Raw genomic sequence first — 22,665 nt, 5'->3', positions numbered from 1 at the left:
CGAAAAGGGGTGGACGTGATGAGAGGTGATCTGGACGAGACACTCGCCCGCCTGGCCCGCCGCGAGGAGGCGCTGCGGCGCCGCGCGGGCCGTCCGGACGAGGAGGCCGCCGTGGAGGAGCCCCGGCCGGCCGAGTCACCCCGGGACGGGCACGGCGCGTACCGGCTGCGGGGCGGGACCGGCCCGGTCGACCGGGACCCGGTGGAGGAGGTGGCCGAGGCGGTACGGCGGGTGGTCGCCGAGCACCCCGGACTGATCGTCGCCCTGCGCGTGGAGCACGACGGGCAGGCGTACCCGCTGCGGGTCTCCTGGGCCGGGCCGGACGTGACGGTCGGCGCGGAGCCGACGGCCGCGCCGCCGCCGGTCTGGCCGATGTCGGCGAAGACCGTGCCGGCCCCCGGGCAGGACGGGCTGAGCACGGACGCGGCGGCCCGGCTGGCCGAGATGATCCGGCGCGACCCGTCGCTGCTGGAGGACAGCGGGCCGGGCTGACGCCCGCCGCCGCGCGCGCACCGTCCGGCAGGAACGTGGTGCCGGCGGCTACTGTCGGGCGGTGGCGGAACCCGACCTGACCCTGACCGCGAGCCTGCGGCCGGCGGCACTGGACGCCCGCCGCGGCGTCGTCCGCCTGCACCCCGAGGTGCTGACCGCGCTGGCGCTACGCCCCGGAGACCCGGTCCGGCTGGCCGGCCGGCGGGTCACCGCCGGCATCGCCGCGCCGGCCGGGCCGGCCGCGAGCACCGCCCTGCTGTACGCCGACGACCTGCTGCTGGGCAACCTCGGCGTCCGGGACGGCGGGCAGGTGACGGTGAGCCCGCTGCCGGTGACCCCTGCCGGGCGGGTCACCCTGACCGGCCCCGTGGAGATCGTCGCCGCGGTCTCCCCGGAGATGCTGCGCCTCGCCCTGCTCGGCAAGGTGGTGACCGCCGGGGACGACGTCTCGCTGCTGCCGCAGGACGTGCTCCCCGACGCCTCGGTCCGCAGCCTGGTCGAGGCGGCCCGGCGCAGCCTGGCCAACACGGTCGGCTACGCCTGGACCAGCACTTTGCTGACCGTGACCGCCGTCGAGCCGTACGCCGGCGCGCTGGTGACGATGGACAGCGTGGTCGGCTGGGAGCACGGCCCGGCCACCCGCGGGTCCGGCCCGGTCGGCCAGGACCGCACCGGCCGGCTCACCGACTCACCGCCGCCCGGTGACCGGGCCGGCGGCGCGCCGCCGTCGGGTCCCGCCGGGGCGCCGGAGCTGGTCGGGGCGGAGGAGGCACCGAGCGTCGACGAACTGCCCGGGCTGCGGGCGCAGGCCGAGGAGCTGACCGAGCTGCTCGACCTCGGCTTCCACCACCGGGAGGTGCTCGGCCGTCTGGGCACCACCGTCTCGCTCGGCGTACTGGTCAGCGGGCCGGCCGGGTCCGGCAAGGCCGCCCTGGTCCGCGCGGTCGCCGCCCGGGTCCGCGCCCGGGTCTGCCCGGTCTGGGCGCCGGAGGTGGCCGCGCTGAGCAACGACGCGGCGGCCCGCCGGCTGCGCGAGGCCGCCGCGGCGGTACGCGACCACGGACCGGCCGTCCTGCTGGTCACCGACGTGGAGGCGGTCGCCCCGGCCGACGGCCCCGGGCCGCTGGCGACGGTGTTCCGGCAGGTGCTCGCCGAGACCGTCCGGGCCGGTGCGGCCGTCGTCTGCACCACCAGCCGGCCGGAGGCGGTGGACCCGGCCCTGCGCGCCCCGGACCTGCTCTCCCTGCGGATCACCGTTCCCCTGCCCGACCAGGCGCTGCGCCGGGAGCAGCTCACCGTGCTGACCCGGCAGGTGCCGCTCGCCGAGGACGTCCGGCTGGACGAGGTGGCGGGGCGTACCCCCGGGTTCGTCGCGGCCGACCTGGCGGCGCTGGTCCGCGAGGCCGGGGTGCGCGCCGCGCTGCGGCAGAAGGCGGCCGAGACGCCGACGGTGGCGATGGCCGACTTCACCGCCGCGCTGGAGGTGGTCCGGCCGACCACGATGGCCGCATCCACCCTGGAGCTGGCCTCGGTCACCCTCGACGACGTCGGCGATCTGGTCGAGGTGAAGGAGACGCTGACCGAGTCGGTGCTCTGGCCACTGACCTACCCGGACACCTTCGCCCGGCTGGGCGTGACGCCGCCGCGCGGGGTGCTGCTCTACGGTCCGCCGGGCTGCGGCAAGACGTACCTGGTCACCGCGCTGGCCGGCTCGGGTCGGGCGAACGTGCTCTCCGTGAAGGGCGCGGAGCTGCTCTCCAAGTGGGTGGGCGAGAGCGAACGCGCGGTCCGGGAGCTGTTCCGGCGGGCCCGCGAGGCGGCGCCGACGCTGATCTTCCTGGACGAGGTGGACGCGCTCGCCCCGGTCCGCGGCCAGGCCACCGACGGCGGCACCACGGACCGGGTGGTCGCCGCCCTGCTCACCGAGCTGGACGGGGTGGAGGCGCTGCGCAACGTGGTGGTGGTCGGCGCGACCAACCGGCCGGACCTGGTCGACCCGGCGCTGCTCCGCCCCGGCCGGCTGGAACGGCTGGTCTACGTGCCGCCGCCGGACGGCCCGGCCCGGGCGGAGATCCTCCGGGCCTCGTCCCGGAACGTGCCGCTCGCCCCGGACGTGCACCTGGCCGCGCTGGGCGAGGAGCTGGCCGGCTTCTCGGCGGCCGACTGCGCCGCCCTGGTCCGCGAGGCGGCCCTGGCCGCGATGCGCGAGTCGCTGGCCGCCTCCACGGTCACCGCCGCGCACGTGGCGACCGCCCGCACCCGGGTCCGCCCCTCCCTCGACCCCGCCCAGGTCGCCTGGCTGGAGGCGTACGCGGACAAGCAGGCGGCGCGCTGACGCCGGGCCGGCATGGGGTGACGGGTCTACCCCGGCACCCATGCCAGCCGGGCGGTCGCTCAGGTGGTCGGGGAGATCCCGACGTCGTACGGGTTGACCATCCGCCGCCAGATATTGGCACCGCCGTACGCATAAGCGAACTGGGCGGCCTGCGAGTCCGTCACCACCGCCGCCGAGCCGAACACCACGCCCGTGTGCACCGAGCCGCTCCGCTGTTCCGCGATCTCCCGCGCCTGTGGGGCGAGGGCGGCCGCGGTCCCCGGGGTTAGCAGCAGTGGGCCGTCGATCGTCCCCATCAGGGCCCCGCCGGCCAGGGCGTCCGGCCAGTTGGTGCCGGTGGCCAGGCCGAGCCGCGTCCCCGGCTGGAAGTACGTCCGGGCGAGCGCGCGGGCGGTGTCGTACCGGTCCGCGCCGTAGAGCGGGATCGACCCGTACCCGCTGGTCGCCTCGGCGCCCTGGCGGCCGACGCCGACGATCTCCGAGGTGTCCGGGAGACCGTCGAGGAAGCTCTTCGTCGCGGGCGGCAGCTTGCCGTCGTTGGTGAGGACCACCACCGCCGAGGAGTCGCGGCCGGGGAGGTTCCGGGAGCCGGCGGCGGCGCCGGCGGCGAGCGCGTCGGGGAAGTTCATCCCGGTGGCCGCGAGGACGAGGTCGGGGGTCGGGTCGATGGCCTTGGCGATCTCGACCGCCGTGGCGAAGCGGTCGGGTCCGGCGAGCCGCACCACCTTGAAGCCCCACGCCACGATGTTGTCCTCGACGTCCGGGCCGAGGGCGGCCTCACTGCCGAGCAGGTAGACGGTGCCGCCCCTGGGCAGCACGCGGGCGATCTCCGCGAGGTTCCACGAGTCGATCCGGTCGGGCGGGTTCATGAGCAGCGGACCCTGCTTCGCGGCGGCGAGCGCGGAGCCGGCGAGGGCATCGGCGAACGTGTCCGAACGGGTCACCACCACCGCGTTCGCCCGGATCCGCCGGTCGTCGGCGAGGTCGATGGTGGCCCAGTGCGACTGGGAGATGGCCCGCGCCGTGGTGAACCGGTCCTCGCCGGCGAGCCGGACCACCCGCTCGATCTTGTCGGGCCGGTACGCCGGCACCCCGGACAACCCAGACAGCCACGGCGGCACGGACGGATTGTCCGCGTTGCTGCCGTCCCACGCCGCCTCCGCGACGCGGCCGTCCTGCCCGAAGGCCACCAGGCGGGCGTCGGGCGAATAGGCCGGATCGGTGTGCGTGGTCGCGTTGGCGGTCAGCTGCACCAGGTTGCCGCCGCTGAAGTCGCACGCCCAGATCTGGCCGCCGCGCACGAAGGCCACCCGGTTCCCGATGGGTGCCAGCGCGGGGCTGGCCGCGTCGGTGGTGATCCGCGTCCAGGCCCCGTCGTCGAGATAGCCGATCTCGGAGGGCCCGACCGGGTTGCCCGCCCCGTCGTCGGCCTGCCGCTCCACCACGATCCGACTGAAGTCGTTGGTGTCCACGTCGAGGTAGTGGTAGCCGTCGTCGGGGGAAACGGTGGTGATCGCGCCGCCGTAGCCGCTGACCGTCTGCTCGATGCGCCACCGGCCGGTGGCCGACTTCGCCGCCCAGACGATGGTGGTGCCGTTGCCGACCCACTTCGGGCCGGCTCGGCGCACGCCAGGCTCCGGGTCGGCGATCGGCATGAAGGTGCCGCTGCCACTCCATCGGATAGTGCCGATGCCGCCGTCTCCGGTGACGAAGACCGCCCGGCTGCCGTCCGGCGACCAGGCGGCGTCGGTGATGGTGTGGTCCGGGTCGGTGAGCTGCGAGGCGGCGCCCCAGCTGATTGTGTTGGTGCCGTTGCTGGCAGTGAGGGCGTAGTTGGTCGCCTGATGGGTGGCGTGCGCCCTGCCGGCGCCGACGACGACTGCGGCGGCCGCGACGGCCAGCACCGTCGCGCCCGTGGAACAACGGCGACCGAGACCGGTAAGGGCCAAGGGAAAGCTCCAAGGGGATGTCGTCACGGCCGATCGCGCCGACGACGGTCGGGCGACGGTGACGGGTGGAGATCACTTTAGGCGCGTCCGAGCGGCGCCCGCTGCCCCGATCCGCCGTACGGGCGGCGGAAGCGGGGCTGGCTGATCGGACGATCAATCGGTGGGCAGCAGGGGGCCGAGCGGGCCGAGGTCGAGGTTGAGGTCCTCGGGGGCGAGGCCGAAGTACTCGCGGAGCTGGGTCATCTGCTCCTCCAGCGCCATCAGCGTGGCACCGACCCGTTCGACCTGCTCTTCGGTGAGGTCGCCGAGGTCGACCCGGCGCAGCGCCTGCCGTTCCATGAGCTGCCGCAGCAGCTCGACCACGGTGAGCACCAGGCTGGCCAGGCCACGCTCGACCGAGTCGGAGTCCACGGCGAGCCGGCGGTCCAGTGGGCGGACCCGGGGCGCCTCCCACCGTGGCTCCCCCAGCGCCGCCGCCAGTTCCGCCGCCTCGTCCCGGCCCTGATCCGGCCCGGTCATCGCACCTCCACGGCGGACGCGCCGGCGTCGACGGCGGGCAGCTCGGGCGGGGCGAGCGCGCCGACCGAGGCGATCAGGGCGCGCAACGAGATCCGGACCAGGTCGATGTCCGCGATCGCCAGCGTGATGTCGCCGCTGATCACCACGCCGGTGCCGAGCACCCGGTCAAGCAGGTCGACCAGCGCCACCGGCCGGTAGGCCAGCGGGTCGTCGGCGCTGCTGGGGGCGAGTGAGGTCACCGCCATGCCGGCCCCCGCGCGGCGCTCACGCCGGCTCCCGGACCGAGTGCGCCGGCTCGGCCGACGGTTCCGCCACGAAGGAGTACGGCGGCCACGGGCCGGTCAGTTCCAGCCGGATCTCCGGGTGCCGGTCGGCCAGCGCCCCGACCAGCTCCGAGAAGCCCGCCAGGCGGTTCCGGTCGATCAGGTACGCCCCGTTCAGCACCATCGCGGTGGCCGCGCCGGAGAGACGGCGGTCCTGCGGGGCGTGCCGGCGGGCGGCGACCGCGTACCCGGCGAGTGCGGTGTGGACGGTGGCGGCGGCATCGGCGGCGATCCGCTGGCCCTCCTCCCGCGCGGTGAGCTGGGCGCGACGCCGCCGCAGGTACGCGGCACCGGCCCCGCCGCCGTCGCCGGCGGCCTCCGCCGTGCGGGGCGGCGCGCCCGGGACGACGTACCCCTTGACGCCCCATTCCTCGCGGCCGGTGAGCCGGGCCAGCGTGTCGGACAGCTCGTCGCGCCGCGCGGTGAGCACCCGGGCCACCCGGTCGTCGTCGCGGTGCACCGTGGCGAGCCGGGCCGGCACCACCGCGCCGGCCCGCGACAGGGCGTCCACCACCGTGTGGTGGGTCCGCGCGGCCCGCTCCAGCCAGGCCAGGTCCTCCAGGTTGCGGCGCAGCGCAACCTCGCCGTACTCGGCCAGCGGGGCGGCGCTGACCACGGCGGTCAGGCCGGCGGCCCGCACCGGGCGGACCGGGACGCCGTCCATCCCGGCGAGCCCGGCGAGCGCGGCCGGGTCGACGTCGGCGGTCACGCCGTGCAGCCAGACGCCCGTGCCGGTCTCCGGGGCGCCGCCCACCGGCGTGGTCTCAGCGGTCGTACCCATCCCGCTCCTCCCGCTCCTCCCGCTCCTCCCGCTCGGCCCGGGCGGCGACCCGCGGCCGGCGGGACGCCTCCACCTCCTCCGGGTCGCGCGGCCCCGGCTCGACCGGCGGGCGAGCCCGCGAGCTGAGCCACGGGTCGTGCTCCCACCAGTCGATGCCGATCTGCCGCGCGGTGTCCACCGAGGCGATGACCAGCCGCAGCTTCAGCGTCAGCAGCTCGATGTCGAGCAGGCTGACCCGGATGTCACCGGCGATTACGATGCCCCGGTCGAGCACCCGTTCGAGGATGTCGCCGAGGTTCGCCGGCTCGTGCCCGGCCGGCAGCACCTGGCCCGAGTTCTGCACCACCGAGGGTGGCCGCGCCATCGTCATCTCAGTCCCCCTTGCCGCGCTGGTACCGGCGGGACCGCCGGTAGCCGAGCAGGCTGCCCGTCATGTCCAGCTCCACCTCGTAGAGGCCGAGCAGGTCGGTCGAGGCCGGGATCCGGTGGTCCTCGACCACCTCCACCCCGACCAGCCAGCCGTCGTCGGTGGGCTGGATCGAGACGATGCCGAGCGGGTCCTTGCCGGTCAGCCCGACGATCTGGCGCAGCCCCTCCCGGGCCGCCTCGGCGGCCGACACCTCCTCGTACTCCCCCTCGTCGCCGTACCGGTCTTCGTCGCGGGCGCCCCGGTCCCGCCAGTGCTCCCGGTCGCCGTCGCCGCGGATCCGTGCTGCCGCCATCTCAGTCCCCTCGCCCACGGTGCTGGTCACCCCGTTGACCGGCCGTCCGTCGCCGTCCGGTCTCCCGGTCCGCCGGCGGCGGCCGCCGACCGGCGGACCCGGGACGGGTACGCCCCGCGCCGCCGGTCGGCGTGGTCAGCCGGTTCAGGACCTGCTGCTGTCCCCGGTCCCGCTCCTCCGGCGTGATGTCGCCGGCCGCCGCCGCCCGGTCCAGCTCCTCCAGCTCGCGCCGGATGTTGACCGGGTTGTACTGCCGCGACTCCGCCTCCCGGGCGATCACCTTGACCACCGCGGTGAGCCCCCGCACCGGGGCGTACGGCAGGGTCAGCAGCCCCCAGAGGATGTCCATCTCCTCACTCCACCAGCTGGTGCGCGCTGACGAAGTCGTACGGGGCGAGCGGGCCGAGCAGTCGCATCCGGACCAAGTCCCGCCGCTGCTCGGCGAAGTCCTCCACCGCCCGGACGAAGTCCTCCTCGTCGTCGGTCGCGACCAGGAACGCGACGTTCATCGCGTCCAGTTCGCTGCTCGGCGGGCGCGGCGCGTGCGCCACCGCGTACGGGGTGAGCGCGTCGATCAGCGCCTGGTTCTCGGCCTCCCGGCGCAGCTCCACCCCCTGGCTGATCATCTCGCCGAGCCGGATCCGCTGCTCCCGGCTCTCCGCCTCCGGCCGGCCGCGCACCTGATCGGCGAGCGCGGCGGCGGACGGGTTCTCGGCGAGGAAGTCGCTGATCATCTCCTCCTCGTCGAAGCGGCCGTTCACGGTGTACTGCAGCCGGTCCTCGAACTCGTCGAGGGCGGCGGCGAACCGGTCGTGGTGCGCCTCCAGCAGGTCCTCGACCGCGTCCGGCCCGGTCACCACCGTGCCGAACCGGACCGGCAGCACCGGCGCGACGGCCGCCGTCCCGTCCAGCAGCGTCTGGTACGCGGTCAGGTCGGCCGGGCGGCCCATCGGCTCCTCCAACCCGACCTCGCTGACCAGCGCGGCCAGGTCGCCGTGCCGGACCGCAGTCACCTCGCCCGGCGGGTTGCCGACCCCTTCCGCGTCCGGGGTCGGCTCCACGTCCGACGGCACGATGCCGTAGATGAACAGCCCGGCCTCGCCTGCCGGCTGCGCCTGTTCGTCAGTCATCTCAACGCTCCTCGTCCCGGCGCCGGCGGGGTCGCTCCCGCTGCCGCTCCCGGTCGGAGCGGCGATCGCCCAGCGAATCCGCCACCGCGCCGCTGATCTCCTGGGCCGCCTTGCCGAGACCGGAGATCGCCTTGCCCTTGGTCGCCGCCCCGGCCGCGTCCCCCACCAGGTCGGGCAGCCCCTTCTGGTTCTTCGGGGTGATGCTCAGCCGGTCGACCGCCTCGGCGAACCGGAGGTACGTCTCGACGCTGGCGATCACGATCCGGGCGTTGATCTCCAGGAGATTGATGCCGACCACGGCGACCGACACCTGCGCGTCGATCACCACGCCCTTGTCCAGCACCGTCTCCACCACGTCGGCGAGGGTGCCCCCGCCGGCGCCGCCTCCGCCGCGCTCCAGGGCGCTACCGGGCTGGCCGCTCGTCGTCGCGATCGTCATTCGCCACGCTCCTCACGCCGGCGGCGGACCACCGGCCTCTTCGGGGGTTCCGGGGCACGTCGGGCCGCCGGGCGGGGGCGCTGCGGTTCCTCGCGCGGCTCCCGCTCCTGCCGCGGCTGCTGACGGCGGGCCCGCTCGGGCTGCCGGCGACGCGGCGGCGGCTGCTCCTCCTCGGGCTCCTCCTCCTCTTCGTACCCTTCGTCGAAATCCTCGCCCTCGTCGTAGGCGTCGTACTCCTCCTCCTGTGGGGGACGGCGGCGCTGCGGCGGGCGACGGCGGCCGCGCTCGGCGGGCCGGCGCTCCTCGCGCTCCTCGCGTTCCTCCTCCGGCTCCTCCTCGGGCTCCTCGGCCCGACCCTGCTCCCGGACCGCCTCCTCCTGCTCGCGCTGCTCCTGCTCCTCGCGCAGCGCGGTCTCGTGGTCCTTGACCACCTGGGAGTCGTCGATCTCGCCGCGCCAACCCTCGACGGAATCCGGGTCCAGGACGGTCTGGGTCATCACGTGCCGGACGAAGTGCTTCAGCTCCAGCCGCACCCGTCGGCCCTGGGCCCGCCACAGGTTGCCGGTGTGCTCGAACAGCCCCTGCGGGTGGTACTCGAGGACGACCAGGATCCGGGTGAGGTCCGGGCCGACCTCGTGGAAGCTGACCGTGCCGTCGACGGAGCCCTTCTCGCCCTTCGAGCGCCAGTGGATGAGCCGGTCCGGGATCTGCCGGACGATGGTCGACTCCCAGCTCCGGTGCGACCAGAAGACCTGCGCCTTCCAGGACATCTTCTCGTCCGACTCGCAATCGGCCTGCTCGACCTTCTTCATGAAGCTCGGGAAGTCTCCGAAGGTCGTCCACTGGTTGTACGCGACCCGGACCGGCACGCCGACCTCGATGGTCTCGACGATGTTGGTGACCTTGAGCTTCTTCTTGCCGCCCTTGCCGCCCTTGCCGCCGCCACCGCCGAACGCCGACATGAGCTTCTCCTTACCGCCGGCCAGGCCGGCATGGAACATGGCCTTCATCGGGGAATGCCCCTCAGCGAGCTTCTGCGCGCCCGTGGCGGCGGCGATCAGGCCGGGGCCGCCGCCGGACTTCGCGTACTCGCTGAGCCGGCCGGTGGCGCCGGTGAGCCGCTCGGTCACCACCTGGACCGCCCGCTCGCCGATCGCGCTCGCCAAGTTGCGCAGCTCGCCGCCGAGCTGGTCGCGTGCCCTGTCTGCAAAGTTGGGATTGGCCGTCATGGTCACCGCCCCCGCTGCCGACGCTTCACGACCGGCCGCTCGTCGCGGTCGGCGTCGTCGCGGTCGTAGTCGTCCCCGGCCTCGGGCTGGTCCTCGAGCTCCTGCTCCTCGTCGGGCGCCGACCGCTCCGCCGCGGCGGCGCCCTCGTCCGGGCGGTCCCCGCCGGACTTCCGGCGCAGCGCGTCCGCGCTGCCGCGCAGCTTGCCGCTGAGGGCGTCGATGCCGCTGCCGGCGGCGGCGGTCGCCGCGGCCCTGCCGGCCGTGGCCAGGGGTGCGCCCAGCTTGGAGAGGTTGCCCAGTTGGGGGGAGGTGTTCAGCAGGTCCGTGCCGTACTTCAGCAGCCCGCCGGGATTCTGGCTGGCCCGCCCGGCGGCCACCGCGGCGGCCAGGGTCAGGGCGGTGCCCAGCTTCTTGCGGCGGCCCAGGAGGTACCCGAAGCCCACCGCCAGCGCTATCCGTGCTCCGCTCTTCATCAGTTCTCCTTCGCTCCCCGGCGGACGCGGACACCGCTTACCTGGGGCAGGCCGGAAAACAGCTACCGGGGATTAGCGCGAGATGGGCCTGCGACCGGGTGTCCCGTATTAGCGGACCCGGCCGGCAGTACCCGAGGGCATACCCGTGAAACATTTCGACGCAATTCCCGAACGGGCGTCACAGTGCATTCGGATCCCGGTCGCGGGAAAGAACAAGGAACCACAAAACGGTCAGACATGCCGCTCCGGGCAGCGAAAAGGCAAACCTTGCCGCAAGGCAATCAGATGCTTCAGAGGGCCGGAAGGGGGGAATCCAGACACATTTCCGCGCGCACCTTGCCGTCGCCCTCGCGCAATTTCGCCCCGCATTTCCTGAGGACCGATATGGCAACGGCGTTTTCCGCGGTCGTCTCGGCCACCACGGTCCGCATGCCGGCCGCTGCGGCCACGTTCAGCAGCTCCCGCAGCGCCGCCGCGCCGAGCCCCTGGCCCCGGGCCGAGCGCCCCAGCCACATCCCGGTCTCCACCGTGCCGGGCTGATCACAGCGGGTCATCCGGACCATCCCGACCACCTCACCCCCGGCGAGGATGGCGTACATCCGGGTGCGGGTGGGGCCGTCGAGGCCGTCGAAACTGGCCCGGTGGAAGTCGCGGAATGCCTCCCGGCGGGCGAGCGACCAGCCGGCCGGGGCGTCCACCGGGGGCATCACGTCCTCGGGTTCCGCCTCGGCAGCCGCTACGGAGAGCAACGGCTCCAGGTTCCGCTCGTCCACCGGCTCAAGCCGTACCGCACCCGCCACGTGCCGCAGTCTGCCGCCCCTACCGGCCGGAGTCCAGCCCTTTGGGCGGGGACTGCCGGTCCGGCGGAAGGTACCGGCCGGTCGGACCGCCTCCGTGTTCTGCCTCACGCTCCGCTGTCAAGCCCGGCTCGGTCCGTCGGGTCGAACTCGCAGAACACCACCGAGGCGTCGTCGGTCCGTTTGTGCCGGCGCAACCGGTCCGGGTGGTCGCGCTCGGCGGCCCGGACCCGCCCGATCAACCCCTCCGGCCCCTCGGCGGCGGTCACGTCCAGCAACCCCGCCCAGTCGAAGAGGCCGAACTGCTCGACCGCGCAGGACGCGCCGTCGCTGAGCAGCGCCGCCCGGCGCAACGCCCCGGGTCCGCGCAACGGCAGCGTGCCGGTCACCGCGTGGTACGCGGCGTCGGGGTCGGCGGCGGCCGCCCAGTAGCCGTGCGTCCGGTTCATCCGCTCCCGCTGCACCATGACCGCCTGCCGGAACCGGGTCACCGGATCGACCTCGCCGCCGGGCAGGCCGGCGACGGTGCGGCGCAGGTCCGCCATCGCGCTGTCCAGCCGCTCGTCGGAGACCACGCTCACCTGGCCGCCCGCGTCCAGCACCAGTGGGCTGTCGCAGAGCACCAGGTAGTCCACCTGGTCGCCGCCCTCCCGGAGCAGGCAGACGGTGGACGACGGCGTGCCGGGGTGGTCGAGGTCGCAGTCGCCGCCATGGTCGGCGCGGACCGCCAGGATGGCCGCCGCGAGGCTGCTCATCAGGGTCGCCGCCGGGCGGGCCGCGAGCGCCAGGCCGATCCGGGCGGCCAGGTGCCGGACGTACCAGGCGGGCCCGTGCACGCAGCCGGTGTCGAAGCCCTCCGGCACCGTCGCCCCGTCGAGCACCCCGACCAGCGGGCCGGCGCGGAAGACCACGTCCTCGTTCTCCGGCCGACCGGGCGCGGCGGCGGAGGCGGAGCGTACCCGCATCATCGGTGCCACCCCGACCGGCCGCGCCGGCCGGCTCCCGGTCGGGTACCGGCGATCTGGTGCCCCCATCCGTGCGCTCCCCTCCGTCGCCGCCCCGCCTACCCGGACCGGCCGGCGACATGCCGCCCGGGACGACCAGCCGTCTCCACCAACCGAGCGGTACGCACTGGTCACTCCCGGTAGCGTCAGTAGCGGTTGGCCGTCCGGGCCGCCACCCTACCGACGCCGGCACGGCGACCGGTCACGCCCGGGGCCGTCGACGACAGGGGATCGCCATGTTGGAACGGTTGCACGATTCGGGGATCAGGGCGGAACACGCCTACTTCGCGGGCTTTGTGAGCATCGGGCTCGCCTTCACCAGCTGGTTCCTCTCGAAGAAGCTGGAGCAGGAGGGCGTCGCCCGGGCGGACCGCTGGGGGATCTTCATCGGAGAGTGGGCGCCGACCTTCTTCGCCATCGGCAACGGGCTGCGCACGTACGAGAAGTGAGCCGGTCAGCGACGCCGGTTGCGCGCCCGCGAGGAGCGCAACCGGCGCAGCCGGCCGATCAGCACCGGCTCGGCGGCCAGCGCGGCCGGATGGTCGAGCAGGGCGTTGAGCAACTGGTAGTAGCGGGTCGCGGAGAGCCCGAAGGCGTCCCGGATCGCCTGTTCCTTGGCCCCGGCGTGCTTCCACCACTGCTGCTCGAAGGCGAGGATCCGCCGTTCCCGCTCGGTCAGCCCGTCCGCCGGCCCGGCCGGCACGTCCTCGACGTCGGCCGGCACGCCCTCGGCCGCCCCGACCCGCTCCTCGCGCTCCGGCGTCGCCGCCGGATCGGCCTCGACGGCCGGGGCGGAACGCGGCGGGGGGACCGCCACGCCGCCCTGTCGACGCTCGACCTCGACGCGCCCGGACGGCTCGGGCCGGTCGGTGGCGGCCGCGGAGGCGTCGGTCGGCATGGCGCTCCTCGGGGAGGGCGGAGGCCGGCGCGGCGGCACCGACCGGGGGGACCCCAGCCTAACCAGGGCCCGCCCCGGCCGCATCGGACGCGGTGTCCGCGGCAACCTCCGTCAGGAGATGTCCCGGCGTCGCATCGTCCAGAACGCGGCGACCAGCACCAGCGCGCCGCCCAGCCCGAGGACCAGCGCCGAGTCCTGCCAGGTGACCAGCATTTCCTTCGGGTTGCACTGCCCCTGGACGAAGTCGCAGGACTTGTAGTCGATCAGCTTCCACTGCTTCTGGAACCAGGCGAGGGCGTAGGTGGAGAGGACGTAGCGGTCGCCGAAGCGCACCCCGGCCAGCCCGACGGCGATCCGGATGCCGACCTCGCTGATGACGCCGACGCCGACCGCGGCGCCGAGCGCCATCGCGGTGTGCCGGCCGAGCGAGGCGAGCGCGAAGGCCACCGCCCCCACCGCCAGCACCAGGGCCAGCGCCCGGACCCCGCTGATGGCCGTGGACTGCCAGACCCCGGCCGTCACCTTCGCGGTGCTGCCCCGATACGTGCCGATGAGCCAGAAGGCCAGCGTCCAGAGTGCCCCGAGCACGACGCTCACCCCGAGCAGCCCGGTCAGCACGGCGGCCAGCTTGGTGCCGAGCACGGTCAGCCGTTTCGGGCGCCAGAGCAGCAGGTTCATCATCCCGCCGGTGCTCCATTCGGCCCCGACGAAGGACGCCCCGACCAGGAACGCGAAGAGCGCGACCGCGCCCGCGAAGACGGCGATGAAGTTGCCGAACTCGCCCCGGAATTCGAACTGGTACGGCAGGTTCCACTTCGGGTCGAACATCTCCGGTTGGGGCTGCCACTGCCGGCCGCAGTCGGGGCCGTACCGGTCCTCGGTCTTCTCGCCGCGCGTTGCGGCGGCGTCGCACTCGGCGACCGACCTCTCCCAGTCCTTCACCGCCTGTCGGTAGTCGGCGTCCGACTTCGCCTCGGCCTGCGCGACCACCGCCGGGGAGAGCTTGTGGCTGGAGAAGCTGAAGGCGGTAACGATGCCGGCCAGCCCGAGGACGAGCAGCACCAGCAGCAGCCGGGTGAGCCGGCGCTTGGCCAGCCGACGCAGCTCGGTGACGTACAGGCTCATGCGCCCCAACCTCCCGCGGTGCCGCCGACCCCCGGCTCACCGACCTTCGTGGACTGATCGACCTGCCGGTGCTGGCCGGGTACCGGCGCGGTGGCGGTCAGTTCGAGGAAGACGCTCTCCAGGTCGACGGCGACCGGCGCCAGTTCGCTGACGTACAGGCCGTGCTCGGCGAGGACGCGGCTGACCGTGGCCGGCTTGTCGACGCCGGCGAGCATCAGGTGATCGGGCTCGGCGGCAACCCGCAGCCCGGCCCGGGTGAGCACGTCGGCGGCCTGCGGAAGGTCGGTGACCGCCTCCAGACGGACCCGGACGGCGCCCTGCGAGTGCTCCGCGAGCACCTGCTCGACCGGACCGAAGGCGACCCGGCGGCCCAGCGAGATGATGGTGACCGAGTCGCAGATGAGCTGGATCTCGCCGAGAATGTGGCTGGAGAGCACCACGGTCATGCCGGCGGCGGCGAGGTCCCGCATCAGGGTGCGCATCTCGCGGATGCCGCCCGGGTCGAGGCCGTTGGCGGGCTCGTCCAGGATCAGCAGCTTCGGGTTCTTGAGCAGCGCGGAGGCGACCGCCAGTCGCTGCTTCATGCCGAGCGAGTAGGTCTTCACCCGCTCGCCGGCCCGGTCGCGGAGCCCGACCAACTCGAGCACCTCGTCGACCCGCTGCCGGGGCAGCTGGCCGGCACCGGCGAGCAGCCCGAGGGTGTCCCGCGCGGAGAAGTGCGGGAAGAACTGCGGACTCTCCACGATCGCCCCGACCTGACCGGCGACCGTCGGCAGCGCCTGCGGCACCTCGTGGCCGAGGATCGCCATCCGGCCGCCGTTCGGCCGGATCAGGCCGAGCAGCGTCCGCAGGGTGGTGGTCTTGCCCGAGCCGTTGGGGCCGAGGAAGCCGTGCACCTGGCCCGCCTCGACCCGCATGTCGAAGCCGTCGAGCGCGTGCCGTACCCCGCGTCGACGACTCCGGTACGTCTTGCGGAGACCTTCTATCTCCAGGACAGCCGACAAGCTGACCTCCCCCGATGAGTGATGGTGACAGCGGACACCATACGCGGTATGCAGCGAGAGACGATACCTGGTATGCATCGGGGTTTTCCCGGATTCGCCTCAGGCGCAGACGACGTGCACGCCCGCGTCGCGGAAGGCCCGCACCACGGCAGGGGCGGCACCGGAGTCGGTGACCAGCGTCTCCACCCGGTCCACCGGGCAGATCCGGGCGAATGCGTGACCGCCCAGCTTGGACGAATCCGCGATGATCACCACCCGCTTGGCCCGGGCCACCATCAGGTTGTTCATCGCCGCCTCGCCCTCGTGGTGGGCGGCGGCGCCGAGCTGCGGGTCGATCGCGTCCACGCCGAGCAGGGCGACGTCCAGGGTCACCTCGCGCAGCAGCGCCCCGCCCAGCGGGCCGACCAGCTCGAAGGACTTGGGCCGGACCACGCCGCCGGCCACCACCACCTTCATCCGCGAGCGGACCAGCAGCTCGTTGGCGATGTTCAGGGCGTTGGTGACCACGGTGAGCTGGGCACCCTCGGCGCTGGTGTTCAGGTCCGGCCGGACGGCGAGGGCCCGGGCCACCTCGGTGCTGGTGGTGCCGCCGTTGAGGCCGACCACGGTCCCGGGGGTCACCAGCGCCGCGGCGGCCGTCCCGATCCGCTGCTTCTCGGCCGAGTGCTTGGCGGTCTTGTAACGCAGCGGCAGGTCGTACGAGACGCCGTTGGCCACCGCGCCGCCCCGGGTCCGGGTGATCATCTGCTGCTGGGCGAGCTGGTCGAAGTCACGCCGGATGGTCGCCTGGGAGACTTCCAGGCGCTCGGCTGCCTCCTCGACGCTGACCCGACCGCTGTCGGTCAGCATCTCGAGCAGCGCGTTCCATCGGGCGTAGCGGTCCACCGCGGGGGCCTCCAGAGACTCTGCACGAACGGTGATTGATTGCGTGCACAGTAGTGCGCGAAACTGCCGGTGCGCAAAACCTTGGACTGCGCGATCTGGGAGCTGGTTGCCACGGCCACCCCGGCTCGCGCAGAATAACGCGCGAAAGACGGCCATAACGAGCCGTATTGCGCACCGGTCTCGCCTGCGAGGAGTTGTCATGGCGTACGTGCACGCGGAGATCGCGAGCCAGCCCGACTGCTGGCGGGAGGCGGCGCAGCTCGCCCCGACCGTCGCCGACCGCCTGCCGCGTCCCGGCGAGCGGGTCGCCGTCGTCGGTTGCGGCACGTCGTGGTTCATGGCGATGGCATACGCCGGCCTGCGCGAGCAAGCCGGCCAGGGCGAGACCGACGCCTTCCAGGCCTCCGAGTTCCCCGCCGGCCGCCGCTACGACCGGCTCGTCGCGATCACCCGCTCCGGCACCACGACCGAGGTGCTGGAGCTGCTGTCCGCGCTGCGCGGGCAGGTGCCCACCACGGTTCTGGTCGGCGACCCCGGTTCCCCGGCGGTCGAACTGGCCGACGCGGCGGTGACCATGCCCTTCGCCGACGAGCGGTCGGTGGTGCAGACCCGCTTCGCCACCACCGCCCTCGCGCTCCTCCGCGCCCACCTCGGCGACGACCTGGGCCGGCTGGTCGCCGACGCCGAGGTGACCGTCCGGGCCCCGCTGCCGATCGACCCGGCCGGGATCGAGCAGGTCACCTTCCTCGGTCGCGGCTGGACGGTCGGGCTGGCCCAGGAGGCCGCGCTGAAGTGCCGGGAGGCGGCCACCTTCTGGGCCGAGGCGTACCCGGCGATGGACTACCGGCACGGCCCGATCTCGGTGGCCGCCCCGGGCCGGCTGGTCTGGGCGTTCGGCGGGATCCCCGACGGGCTGCCCGAGGACGTCGCCGCCACCGGGGCTGCGTTCGTGCACAGCCGCACCCACGGCTGCCGGACGGTGCTGACCAGCTGGGCGGCCGGGCGTACCCCGGTCGACCCGATGGCCGACCTGATCCTCGCCCAGCGCTTCGCCGTCGCGCTCGCCACCAGCCGCGGCCTCGACCCCGACGCGCCCCGCCACCTGACCCGCTCCGTGGTCCTCGCGTGACCGGAGCCACCCAGGTCGTCGTCGCGCTCGACGTGGGCGGCACCGGGATGAAGTGCGCCCTGGTCCGCCCGGACGGCGTGGTGGTGCACGCCGAACGGCACCCCACCGACGCCGGGCGCGGCCCGGATGCCGTGGTCGACACCATCCTGGAGGTTGCCGAGGGGCTGGCCGGCAAGGCCCGCGCCGCCGGGCTGACGCCGGTGGCCTGCGGCATCGCCGTACCGGGGGTGGTGGACGAGGCCCGCGGGGTGGCGGTCTGGTCGGCGAACGTGGGCTTCCGGGACGTGCCGCTGCGGGAGCTGGCGGAGGCGCGGCTCGGCCTGCCGACGGCGCTCGGCCACGACGTGCGCGTCGGCGGCCTGGCGGAGGCCCGGCTCGGCGCCGGGCGCGGCGCCGACCACGTGCTCTTCGTCGCCATCGGCACCGGCATCGCCGCCGCCCACGTGGTCGACGGGTCGGCCGCCGTCGGCGCGCACGGCGCCGCCGGGGAGATCGGCCACATCCTGGTACGCCCCGACGGCCCGCGCTGCGGCTGCGGTCGCCCCGGCTGCCTCGAGGCGGTGGCGTCGGCCGCCGCGATCGGCCGCCGGTACGCGGAGCTGGCCGGCGACCGGGCGACCGCCGCCGAGGTGGCGGACCGGGCGGCGGCCGGTGAGCCGCTGGCCGGTCGGGTCTGGCGGGAGGCCGTGGAGGCGCTCGCCGACGGGCTCGCCACCGGCCAGGCCCTCTTCGACGTGGCGACCATCGTGATCGGCGGCGGGCTGGCCCAGGCCGGGCCCCGACTGCTGGACCCGCTGCGCGGGGCGCTGCGCGAGCGGCTGACGTTCCACCGGGAGCCGCGCCTGGTCGCGGCGGCCCTGGGCGACGAGGCCGGCTGCCTCGGCGCCGCGCTGCTGGCCCTGGACGCCCGGCCCCGAACCTGAACCGCCCACCCCGGACTGTGGAGGAGAGCTGATGACCCTGCGGGTGAACGGCAAGGTGGTGACCCCGACGGGCGTGATCCGGCAGGGCTGCGTGGAGGTCGCCGGCGACCGGATCCGGGCGGTCGCCGAGTACCCGTCGGTGCGTGACGGGCACTGGATCGTGCCGGGCTTCGTGGACATGCACACCCACGGCGGCGGCGGCCACACCTTCACCACCGGCGACGTCGACTCGGCCCGCGAGGCCGCCGCGTTCCACCTGCGGCACGGCACCACGACGCTGCTGGCCAGCCTGGTCAGCTCCCCCTTCGCGCTGATGCGGGACGCCACCGCCGCCTACCGCCCGCTGGTCGAGGCAGGCGTGCTGGCCGGCATCCACTTCGAGGGGCCGTACCTGTCGGCGGACCGGTGCGGGGCGCAGAACCCGGAGTTCCTCCGTGACCCGTCCACCGACGAGCTGGCCGAACTGATCGAGGTGGGCGCGGGCGCGGTCCGGATGGTCACCCTGGCCCCGGAGCGGGCCGGCGCGCTGGACGCGATCAAGCTGCTCGCCTCGCACGGCGTGGTTGCCGCCGTCGGACACACGGACGCCACCTGGGAGCAGACCCGGGCCGCCGTGGCGGCCGGCGCGAGCGTCGGCACCCACCTGTTCAACGGCATGCGCCCGGTGCACCACCGGGAGCCCGGGCCGGTGGTGGCCCTGCTCGACGCGCCGAACGTGGTGTGCGAGCTGATCGCCGACGGCATCCACCTGCACGACGGGATGCTCAGCTTCGCCGCCTCGGTCGCCGGCTCGGATCGGGCCGCGTTGATCACCGACGCGATGGCCGCCGCTGGCATGCCCGACGGCGAGTACGAGCTGGGTGGTCAGGAGGTCACCGTGGCCGACGGGGTGGCCCGGCTGGCCCGGGGCGGCGCGATCGCCGGCAGCACCCTGACCATGGACGCCGCCCTGCGGCACGCCGTGGCGGCCGGCATCGCCCTGCCGGACGCCTGCCGGATGGTCGCCACCACCCCGGCCCGGGCCATCGGCCTCGGCGACCGGGTCGGCGCGCTCCGGCCCGGGCTCCGCGCGGACCTGGTGGTCCTCGACGACGACCTGAACGTGGTCCGGGTGATGCGCGGCGGCTCCTGGGTGGAGTGAGCCGCCGCCGGGCGCGCGTCAGCCGGCGGCGGGGACCTCGACGCCGAGGACGGCCTGCTCGTCGGGGCGGTGCACCAGCACGTCGGCCAGGAAGGACTGCACTGCGGGGCCCATGCCGACGTCCCGGCCCGCCCGCTCGGAGAGCAGCCACTTGTGCTCGATGATCTGCGCGAACAGCTCCTGCGGCTCCAGCTTGCGACGCAGGTGCGCCGGCACCGCCCGGACCACCGGCTCGAAGACCTCGGTGAGCCAGCGGTGCGCCGCCTGCTGCTCGTCGGTCAGATCGCTCTCCACCCGGTACGCGTCCAGGTCGTTGAGGAGCTTGCGGGCCTGGTTCTCCTCGGCGTCCAGGCCGGTCAGCCGGATCAGCCGGCGGGTGTGGTACCCGGCGTCGACCACCTTGGGACGGACCAGGTAGCGCCCGTTGTCCGCGGTCGACATGGCCACCTCGGCGAGGTCGAAGCCCAGCTCGTTGAGGCGGCGGATCCGGCCCTCGATGTCGTGCCGGGCCTCCCGCTCGATCTGCTGCTCGTAGGTGATCTCGTGCCAGAGCCGCTCGTAGCGCTGGACGACCTCGTCGCAGACCACCTCCGGGTCGATCGACTCGTGCAGCAGCCCGGCGGCCTGGAGGTCCAGCGCCTCGCCGAAGATGTTCACCCGGGCGATCTCCAGGTCCTCCCCACGCTGACCGTTCGAGAGCGAGCTGTGCAGTGCGCCTGTCTCGGCGTCCACCAGGTAGGCGGCGAAGGCGCCGGCGTCCCGGCGGAACAGCGTGTTCGACAGCGAACAGTCGCCCCAGAAGAAGCCGGTCAGGTGCATCCTGACCAGCAGCACCGCCAGCGCGTCGAGCAGCCGGTTCATCGTCTCCGGCCGCAGCGTCCGGGAGAACAGCGCCCGGTAGGGCAGCGAGAACTGCAGATGCCGGGTGATCAGCACCGGATCCAGCGGCTCACCGGCGTCGGTCTGCCGGTCGGCCACGATCGCGATCGCCTCGACCGACGGGAAGTCGATCCGCTCCAGGGCGCGCAGCAGGTCGTACTCCCGCTCGGCGACCCGCTCGCCGGTCTCCTTCACCGCGTACACGTACTCGCCGAGGCGGACGAAGCGCACGATGTGCCGGGAGATGCCCTGGGGCAGTGCGACCAGGTGCTGGGCAGGCCACTCCTCCAGCGGGGTTGACCAGGGAAGGTCGAGCAGCGCCGGGTCGACGAGGGCCGAGGTGATCCGCACGGGGACAAGTGTGACGCTCACCCCGCCGGAGCGCTTCCCTTCGTGGCTGGGCACACAGCCACCGACGCCCGCGCCGGTCGAGCGTCGGCGGCGGCGGCCGGTAGCGTGGTCGCGTGCGGGAGACCACGGGAGTACGCGGCACCGTCCGGCTCCGACCGGTCCGACCGGCCGGGTGGTGGTACGACGCACTGCTGCTCGCCGCCCTGGTCGGGCTGACCGTGGCGCTCGCCAGCGGCCACTTCCTGGGCCTCGACCGCGCGGTCGCCGACTGGGCCGACGCGCACCGGCCGGCGGCGGCGTACTGGGTGGCGCGGGTGCTCAACTATCTCGGCCAGGGGACGCCGCTGACCCTGCTCGCGGCGGGGCTCGGCGTGCTGGTGGCCGTCCGGTCCCGGTCGATCCGGCCGGTGCTACCGCCGGTGGTCGCATTCGTGCTGACGGTCCTTACCATTGGGCCGCTGAAGCTCTGGTCCGACCGGGCCGCACCCACCGCCAGCGTCAAGCCGCCCTACCTGCCGGAACCGGACACCGTCCAGATCTTCCACACCGACGGCCCCTACGGGGTGTCCTACCCGTCGGGGCACGTGGCCAACTCCATCGTCTGGTACGGGATCCTTGCGCTGCTGCTTCCCGCGCTGCTGCGCACCCTGCACCGCCCGGTGCCGGACCACCTGATCACCGCGGTCCGCGTGCTGCCGCCGCTGATCGTGTTCTGCACCACCACCTACCTGGGTTGGCACTGGCTGACCGACTCGGTCGCCGGGCTGCTGCTCGGGCTGCTGCTGGACCGGCTGCTGCACCGGGTGCCCTGGGACGACCTACCGGTGCCCGGCCGGTTGCGGAACTGGGACCGCCCGTTCACCTCCGTCCCCTAGCCTGCGCCCGTGGATCAACTGAGGCGGCGGCTGGGCGTACCCGATGCGGTGGTCATCGGTCTGGGGTCGATGCTCGGCGCGGGCGTCTTCGTGGTCTTCGCCCCGGCCGCCGCGGCGGCCGGCGGCGCCGGACTGCTGCTCGCCCTGGCCCTGGCCGGCTTCATCGCCTGGTGCAACGCGACCAGCTCGGCCCGGTTGGCCGCCCGCTATCCCGAATCCGGGGGGACGTACGTCTACGGGCGGGAGCGGCTGCACCCGTTCGCCGGCTTCGTGGCCGGCTGGGGATTCGTGGTCGGCAAGACGGCGAGCTGCGCGGCGATGGCGCTGACCATCGGGGCGTACCTGTGGCCGGGGCGGGCGCGGCTCGTCGCGGTCGCCGCGGTGGTGGCGGTGACCGCGACGAACGTGCGCGGCATCGGCAAGACCGCGGCCGCGACCCGCGCGCTGGTCGGCCTCGTGCTGGCGGTGCTCGCCCTGGTCGCGGTGACCGGCGCGCCGGACGTCGCGCCGGACCGGCTGGACGGCCTCGACGGCGCCGGGATCCGAGGCGTGCTGACCGCCGCCGGCCTGCTCTTCTTCGCCTTCGCCGGGTACGCCCGGATCGCCACCCTCGGCGAGGAGGTACGCGAACCGGAGCGGACCATCCCCCGCGCGGTGCCGCTGGCGCTCGGTGTCGTGCTGGCCATCTACCTGGTGCTGGCCGTGGTCGCCCTCGGCGTGCTCGGTGCGGACCGGCTGGCCGCCTCCGCCGCGCCGCTGGCCGACGTGGTGACCGCCGCCGGGCTGCCCGGGCTGGCCTGGCTGGTCCGGGCCGGCGCGACGGTGGCGGTGACCGGGGTGCTGCTCTCCCTGCTCGCCGGGGTGGGCCGCACGACGCTGGCGATGGCCCGCCGCCGCGACCTGCCCGGGACGCTGGCCGCCGTCCACCCCCGGTACCGGGTCCCGCACCGCGCCGAGCTGGCCGTGGCCGCCGTGGTGATCGTGGTGGTCGCGCTGGGCGACGTGCGCGGCGCGATCGGCTTCTCCAGCTGCACGGTGCTGGTCTACTACGCGATCACCAACGCCTCCGCGCTCACCCTCGGCCGGGACCCGACCCGGAAGCTCCCGGCGCAGGTCCTCGCCGCCCTGGGGCTGGTCGGCTGCCTGGTGCTGGCGGTCAGCCTCCCGCCGGCCAGCGTGCTCGCCGGCTTCGGCGTCCTCGCCCTCGGCGCCGCCTGGTACGCCATCCGCCACCCGGTCGCCGCCGGCCGCTGACCGGGCTC

Annotated in this window: 26 protein-coding genes; 8 read left to right on the top strand and 18 right to left on the bottom strand. The window is 74.3% G+C overall.

The genetic code is table 11. The features are described from left to right. Nucleotides 1–18 precede the first annotated feature (18 nt). Together GA0070613_RS11285 and GA0070613_RS11280 are read left to right on the top strand one after the other, a co-directional pair. Entirely contained in the window at nt 19–492 is a 474-nt protein-coding gene (locus GA0070613_RS11285) for a hypothetical protein (RefSeq protein ID WP_089015895.1), read from the top strand. Between the two features lie 61 nt (nt 493–553). Next, entirely contained in the window at nt 554–2,827 is a 2,274-nt protein-coding gene (locus tag GA0070613_RS11280; RefSeq protein ID WP_089012242.1) for an AAA family ATPase, read from the top strand. Between the two features lie 59 nt (nt 2,828–2,886). Here the strand turns inward: GA0070613_RS11280 and GA0070613_RS11275 are convergent, their stop codons facing one another. The 13 genes from GA0070613_RS11275 to GA0070613_RS11215 form a co-directional block, all read right to left on the bottom strand. Then, a complete protein-coding gene (locus GA0070613_RS11275; RefSeq protein ID WP_089012241.1) occupies nt 2,887–4,731 on the bottom strand; it encodes a cell wall-binding repeat-containing protein in 1,845 nt (614 codons plus the stop codon). Between the two features lie 198 nt (nt 4,732–4,929). Beyond that, nucleotides 4,930–5,295, bottom strand: coding sequence for a gas vesicle protein K (locus GA0070613_RS11270; protein WP_089012240.1), 366 nt, complete (start codon nt 5,293–5,295; stop codon nt 4,930–4,932). Then, entirely contained in the window at nt 5,292–5,540 is a 249-nt protein-coding gene (locus GA0070613_RS11265; protein WP_172875791.1) for a gas vesicle protein, read from the bottom strand. The genes GA0070613_RS11270 and GA0070613_RS11265 overlap by 4 nt, the downstream gene beginning before the upstream one ends. A gap of 19 nt (nt 5,541–5,559) precedes the next feature. Continuing rightward, a complete protein-coding gene (locus GA0070613_RS11260) occupies nt 5,560–6,399 on the bottom strand; it encodes a GvpL/GvpF family gas vesicle protein (RefSeq protein ID WP_089012239.1) in 840 nt (279 codons plus the stop codon). Then, the gene (locus GA0070613_RS34605; protein WP_231929751.1) at nt 6,383–6,769 is read right to left on the bottom strand and encodes a gas vesicle protein; all 387 of its coding nucleotides are present in this window, start codon (nt 6,767–6,769) and stop codon (nt 6,383–6,385) included. The genes GA0070613_RS11260 and GA0070613_RS34605 overlap by 17 nt, the downstream gene beginning before the upstream one ends. Before the next feature lies 1 nt (nt 6,770). Beyond that, entirely contained in the window at nt 6,771–7,121 is a 351-nt protein-coding gene (locus tag GA0070613_RS11250; protein ID WP_089012238.1) for a gas vesicle protein GvpO, read from the bottom strand. 1 nt (nt 7,122) lies between these two features. Continuing rightward, a complete protein-coding gene (locus GA0070613_RS11245; protein WP_089012237.1) occupies nt 7,123–7,470 on the bottom strand; it encodes a gas vesicle protein GvpG in 348 nt (115 codons plus the stop codon). Between the two features lie 4 nt (nt 7,471–7,474). Continuing rightward, nucleotides 7,475–8,251: a GvpL/GvpF family gas vesicle protein gene (locus GA0070613_RS11240; protein ID WP_089012236.1), complete on the bottom strand. Its 777-nt coding sequence runs from the start codon at nt 8,249–8,251 to the stop codon at nt 7,475–7,477. 1 nt (nt 8,252) lies between these two features. Then, nucleotides 8,253–8,690: a gas vesicle protein GvpJ gene (gvpJ, locus tag GA0070613_RS34600; RefSeq protein WP_089012235.1), complete on the bottom strand. Its 438-nt coding sequence runs from the start codon at nt 8,688–8,690 to the stop codon at nt 8,253–8,255. Beyond that, nucleotides 8,687–9,919, bottom strand: coding sequence for an SRPBCC family protein (locus GA0070613_RS11230; protein WP_089015892.1), 1,233 nt, complete (start codon nt 9,917–9,919; stop codon nt 8,687–8,689). The genes gvpJ and GA0070613_RS11230 overlap by 4 nt, the downstream gene beginning before the upstream one ends. A gap of 2 nt (nt 9,920–9,921) precedes the next feature. Then, nucleotides 9,922–10,392: a hypothetical protein gene (locus GA0070613_RS11225; protein ID WP_197699068.1), complete on the bottom strand. Its 471-nt coding sequence runs from the start codon at nt 10,390–10,392 to the stop codon at nt 9,922–9,924. A gap of 290 nt (nt 10,393–10,682) precedes the next feature. Continuing rightward, entirely contained in the window at nt 10,683–11,192 is a 510-nt protein-coding gene (locus tag GA0070613_RS11220; RefSeq protein ID WP_089012234.1) for a GNAT family N-acetyltransferase, read from the bottom strand. 104 nt (nt 11,193–11,296) lie between these two features. Next, nucleotides 11,297–12,157, bottom strand: a complete 861-nt coding sequence (locus tag GA0070613_RS11215; RefSeq protein WP_231929750.1) for a hypothetical protein — start codon at nt 12,155–12,157, stop codon at nt 11,297–11,299. A 272-nt stretch (nt 12,158–12,429) separates the two neighbouring features. On the opposite strand from GA0070613_RS11215, the gene GA0070613_RS11210 reads away from it, so the two are divergent. Beyond that, a complete protein-coding gene (locus GA0070613_RS11210; RefSeq protein WP_089012232.1) occupies nt 12,430–12,642 on the top strand; it encodes a hypothetical protein in 213 nt (70 codons plus the stop codon). 5 nt (nt 12,643–12,647) lie between these two features. On the opposite strand, the gene GA0070613_RS11205 is transcribed toward GA0070613_RS11210, so the two are convergent. The 4 genes from GA0070613_RS11205 to GA0070613_RS11190 all read right to left on the bottom strand — a co-directional run bounded on the left by GA0070613_RS11205 (nt 12,648) and on the right by GA0070613_RS11190 (nt 16,105). Then, complete coding sequence (locus GA0070613_RS11205; RefSeq protein ID WP_089012231.1) at nt 12,648–13,091, bottom strand: DUF3263 domain-containing protein; 444 nt, start codon at nt 13,089–13,091, stop codon at nt 12,648–12,650. A gap of 111 nt (nt 13,092–13,202) precedes the next feature. Continuing rightward, nucleotides 13,203–14,216: an ABC transporter permease subunit gene (locus GA0070613_RS11200; RefSeq protein ID WP_089012230.1), complete on the bottom strand. Its 1,014-nt coding sequence runs from the start codon at nt 14,214–14,216 to the stop codon at nt 13,203–13,205. Then, nucleotides 14,213–15,220 carry an ATP-binding cassette domain-containing protein gene (locus tag GA0070613_RS11195; RefSeq protein ID WP_089012229.1) on the bottom strand — a complete coding sequence of 336 codons (1,008 nt, stop codon included), beginning with the start codon at nt 15,218–15,220 and terminating at the stop codon, nt 14,213–14,215. The genes GA0070613_RS11200 and GA0070613_RS11195 overlap by 4 nt, the downstream gene beginning before the upstream one ends. Nucleotides 15,221–15,319: 99 nt before the next feature. Beyond that, the gene (locus tag GA0070613_RS11190; protein ID WP_089012228.1) at nt 15,320–16,105 is read right to left on the bottom strand and encodes a DeoR/GlpR family DNA-binding transcription regulator; all 786 of its coding nucleotides are present in this window, start codon (nt 16,103–16,105) and stop codon (nt 15,320–15,322) included. 199 nt (nt 16,106–16,304) lie between these two features. Here GA0070613_RS11190 and GA0070613_RS11185 point away from each other — a divergent pair, with 199 nt between their 5' ends. Genes GA0070613_RS11185 through nagA form a run of 3 tightly spaced genes read left to right on the top strand, consistent with a single transcriptional unit; the run spans nt 16,305 to nt 19,298 of the window. Beyond that, nucleotides 16,305–17,234: an SIS domain-containing protein gene (locus GA0070613_RS11185; RefSeq protein WP_089012227.1), complete on the top strand. Its 930-nt coding sequence runs from the start codon at nt 16,305–16,307 to the stop codon at nt 17,232–17,234. Then, nucleotides 17,231–18,157, top strand: coding sequence for an ROK family protein (locus GA0070613_RS11180; protein WP_089012226.1), 927 nt, complete (start codon nt 17,231–17,233; stop codon nt 18,155–18,157). The genes GA0070613_RS11185 and GA0070613_RS11180 overlap by 4 nt, the downstream gene beginning before the upstream one ends. 31 nt (nt 18,158–18,188) lie before the next feature. Then, nucleotides 18,189–19,298: an N-acetylglucosamine-6-phosphate deacetylase gene (gene nagA / locus GA0070613_RS11175; protein WP_089012225.1), complete on the top strand. Its 1,110-nt coding sequence runs from the start codon at nt 18,189–18,191 to the stop codon at nt 19,296–19,298. 18 nt (nt 19,299–19,316) lie between these two features. Here the strand turns inward: nagA and GA0070613_RS11170 are convergent, their stop codons facing one another. Continuing rightward, the gene (locus GA0070613_RS11170; protein WP_408630981.1) at nt 19,317–20,528 is read right to left on the bottom strand and encodes a DUF4032 domain-containing protein; all 1,212 of its coding nucleotides are present in this window, start codon (nt 20,526–20,528) and stop codon (nt 19,317–19,319) included. A 113-nt stretch (nt 20,529–20,641) separates the two neighbouring features. On the opposite strand from GA0070613_RS11170, the gene GA0070613_RS11165 reads away from it, so the two are divergent. After that, entirely contained in the window at nt 20,642–21,403 is a 762-nt protein-coding gene (locus GA0070613_RS11165; protein WP_089012223.1) for a phosphatase PAP2 family protein, read from the top strand. A 9-nt stretch (nt 21,404–21,412) separates the two neighbouring features. Beyond that, nucleotides 21,413–22,657, top strand: a complete 1,245-nt coding sequence (locus GA0070613_RS11160) for an APC family permease (protein ID WP_089012222.1) — start codon at nt 21,413–21,415, stop codon at nt 22,655–22,657. Nucleotides 22,658–22,665 lie beyond the last annotated feature (8 nt).

This window comes from Micromonospora inositola (assembly GCF_900090285.1).
Classification (GTDB): Bacteria; Actinomycetota; Actinomycetes; order Mycobacteriales; family Micromonosporaceae; genus Micromonospora; species Micromonospora inositola.
Note: the sequence above shows the minus strand (reverse complement) of the source record. Positions and strands in the feature narration are given on the sequence as shown.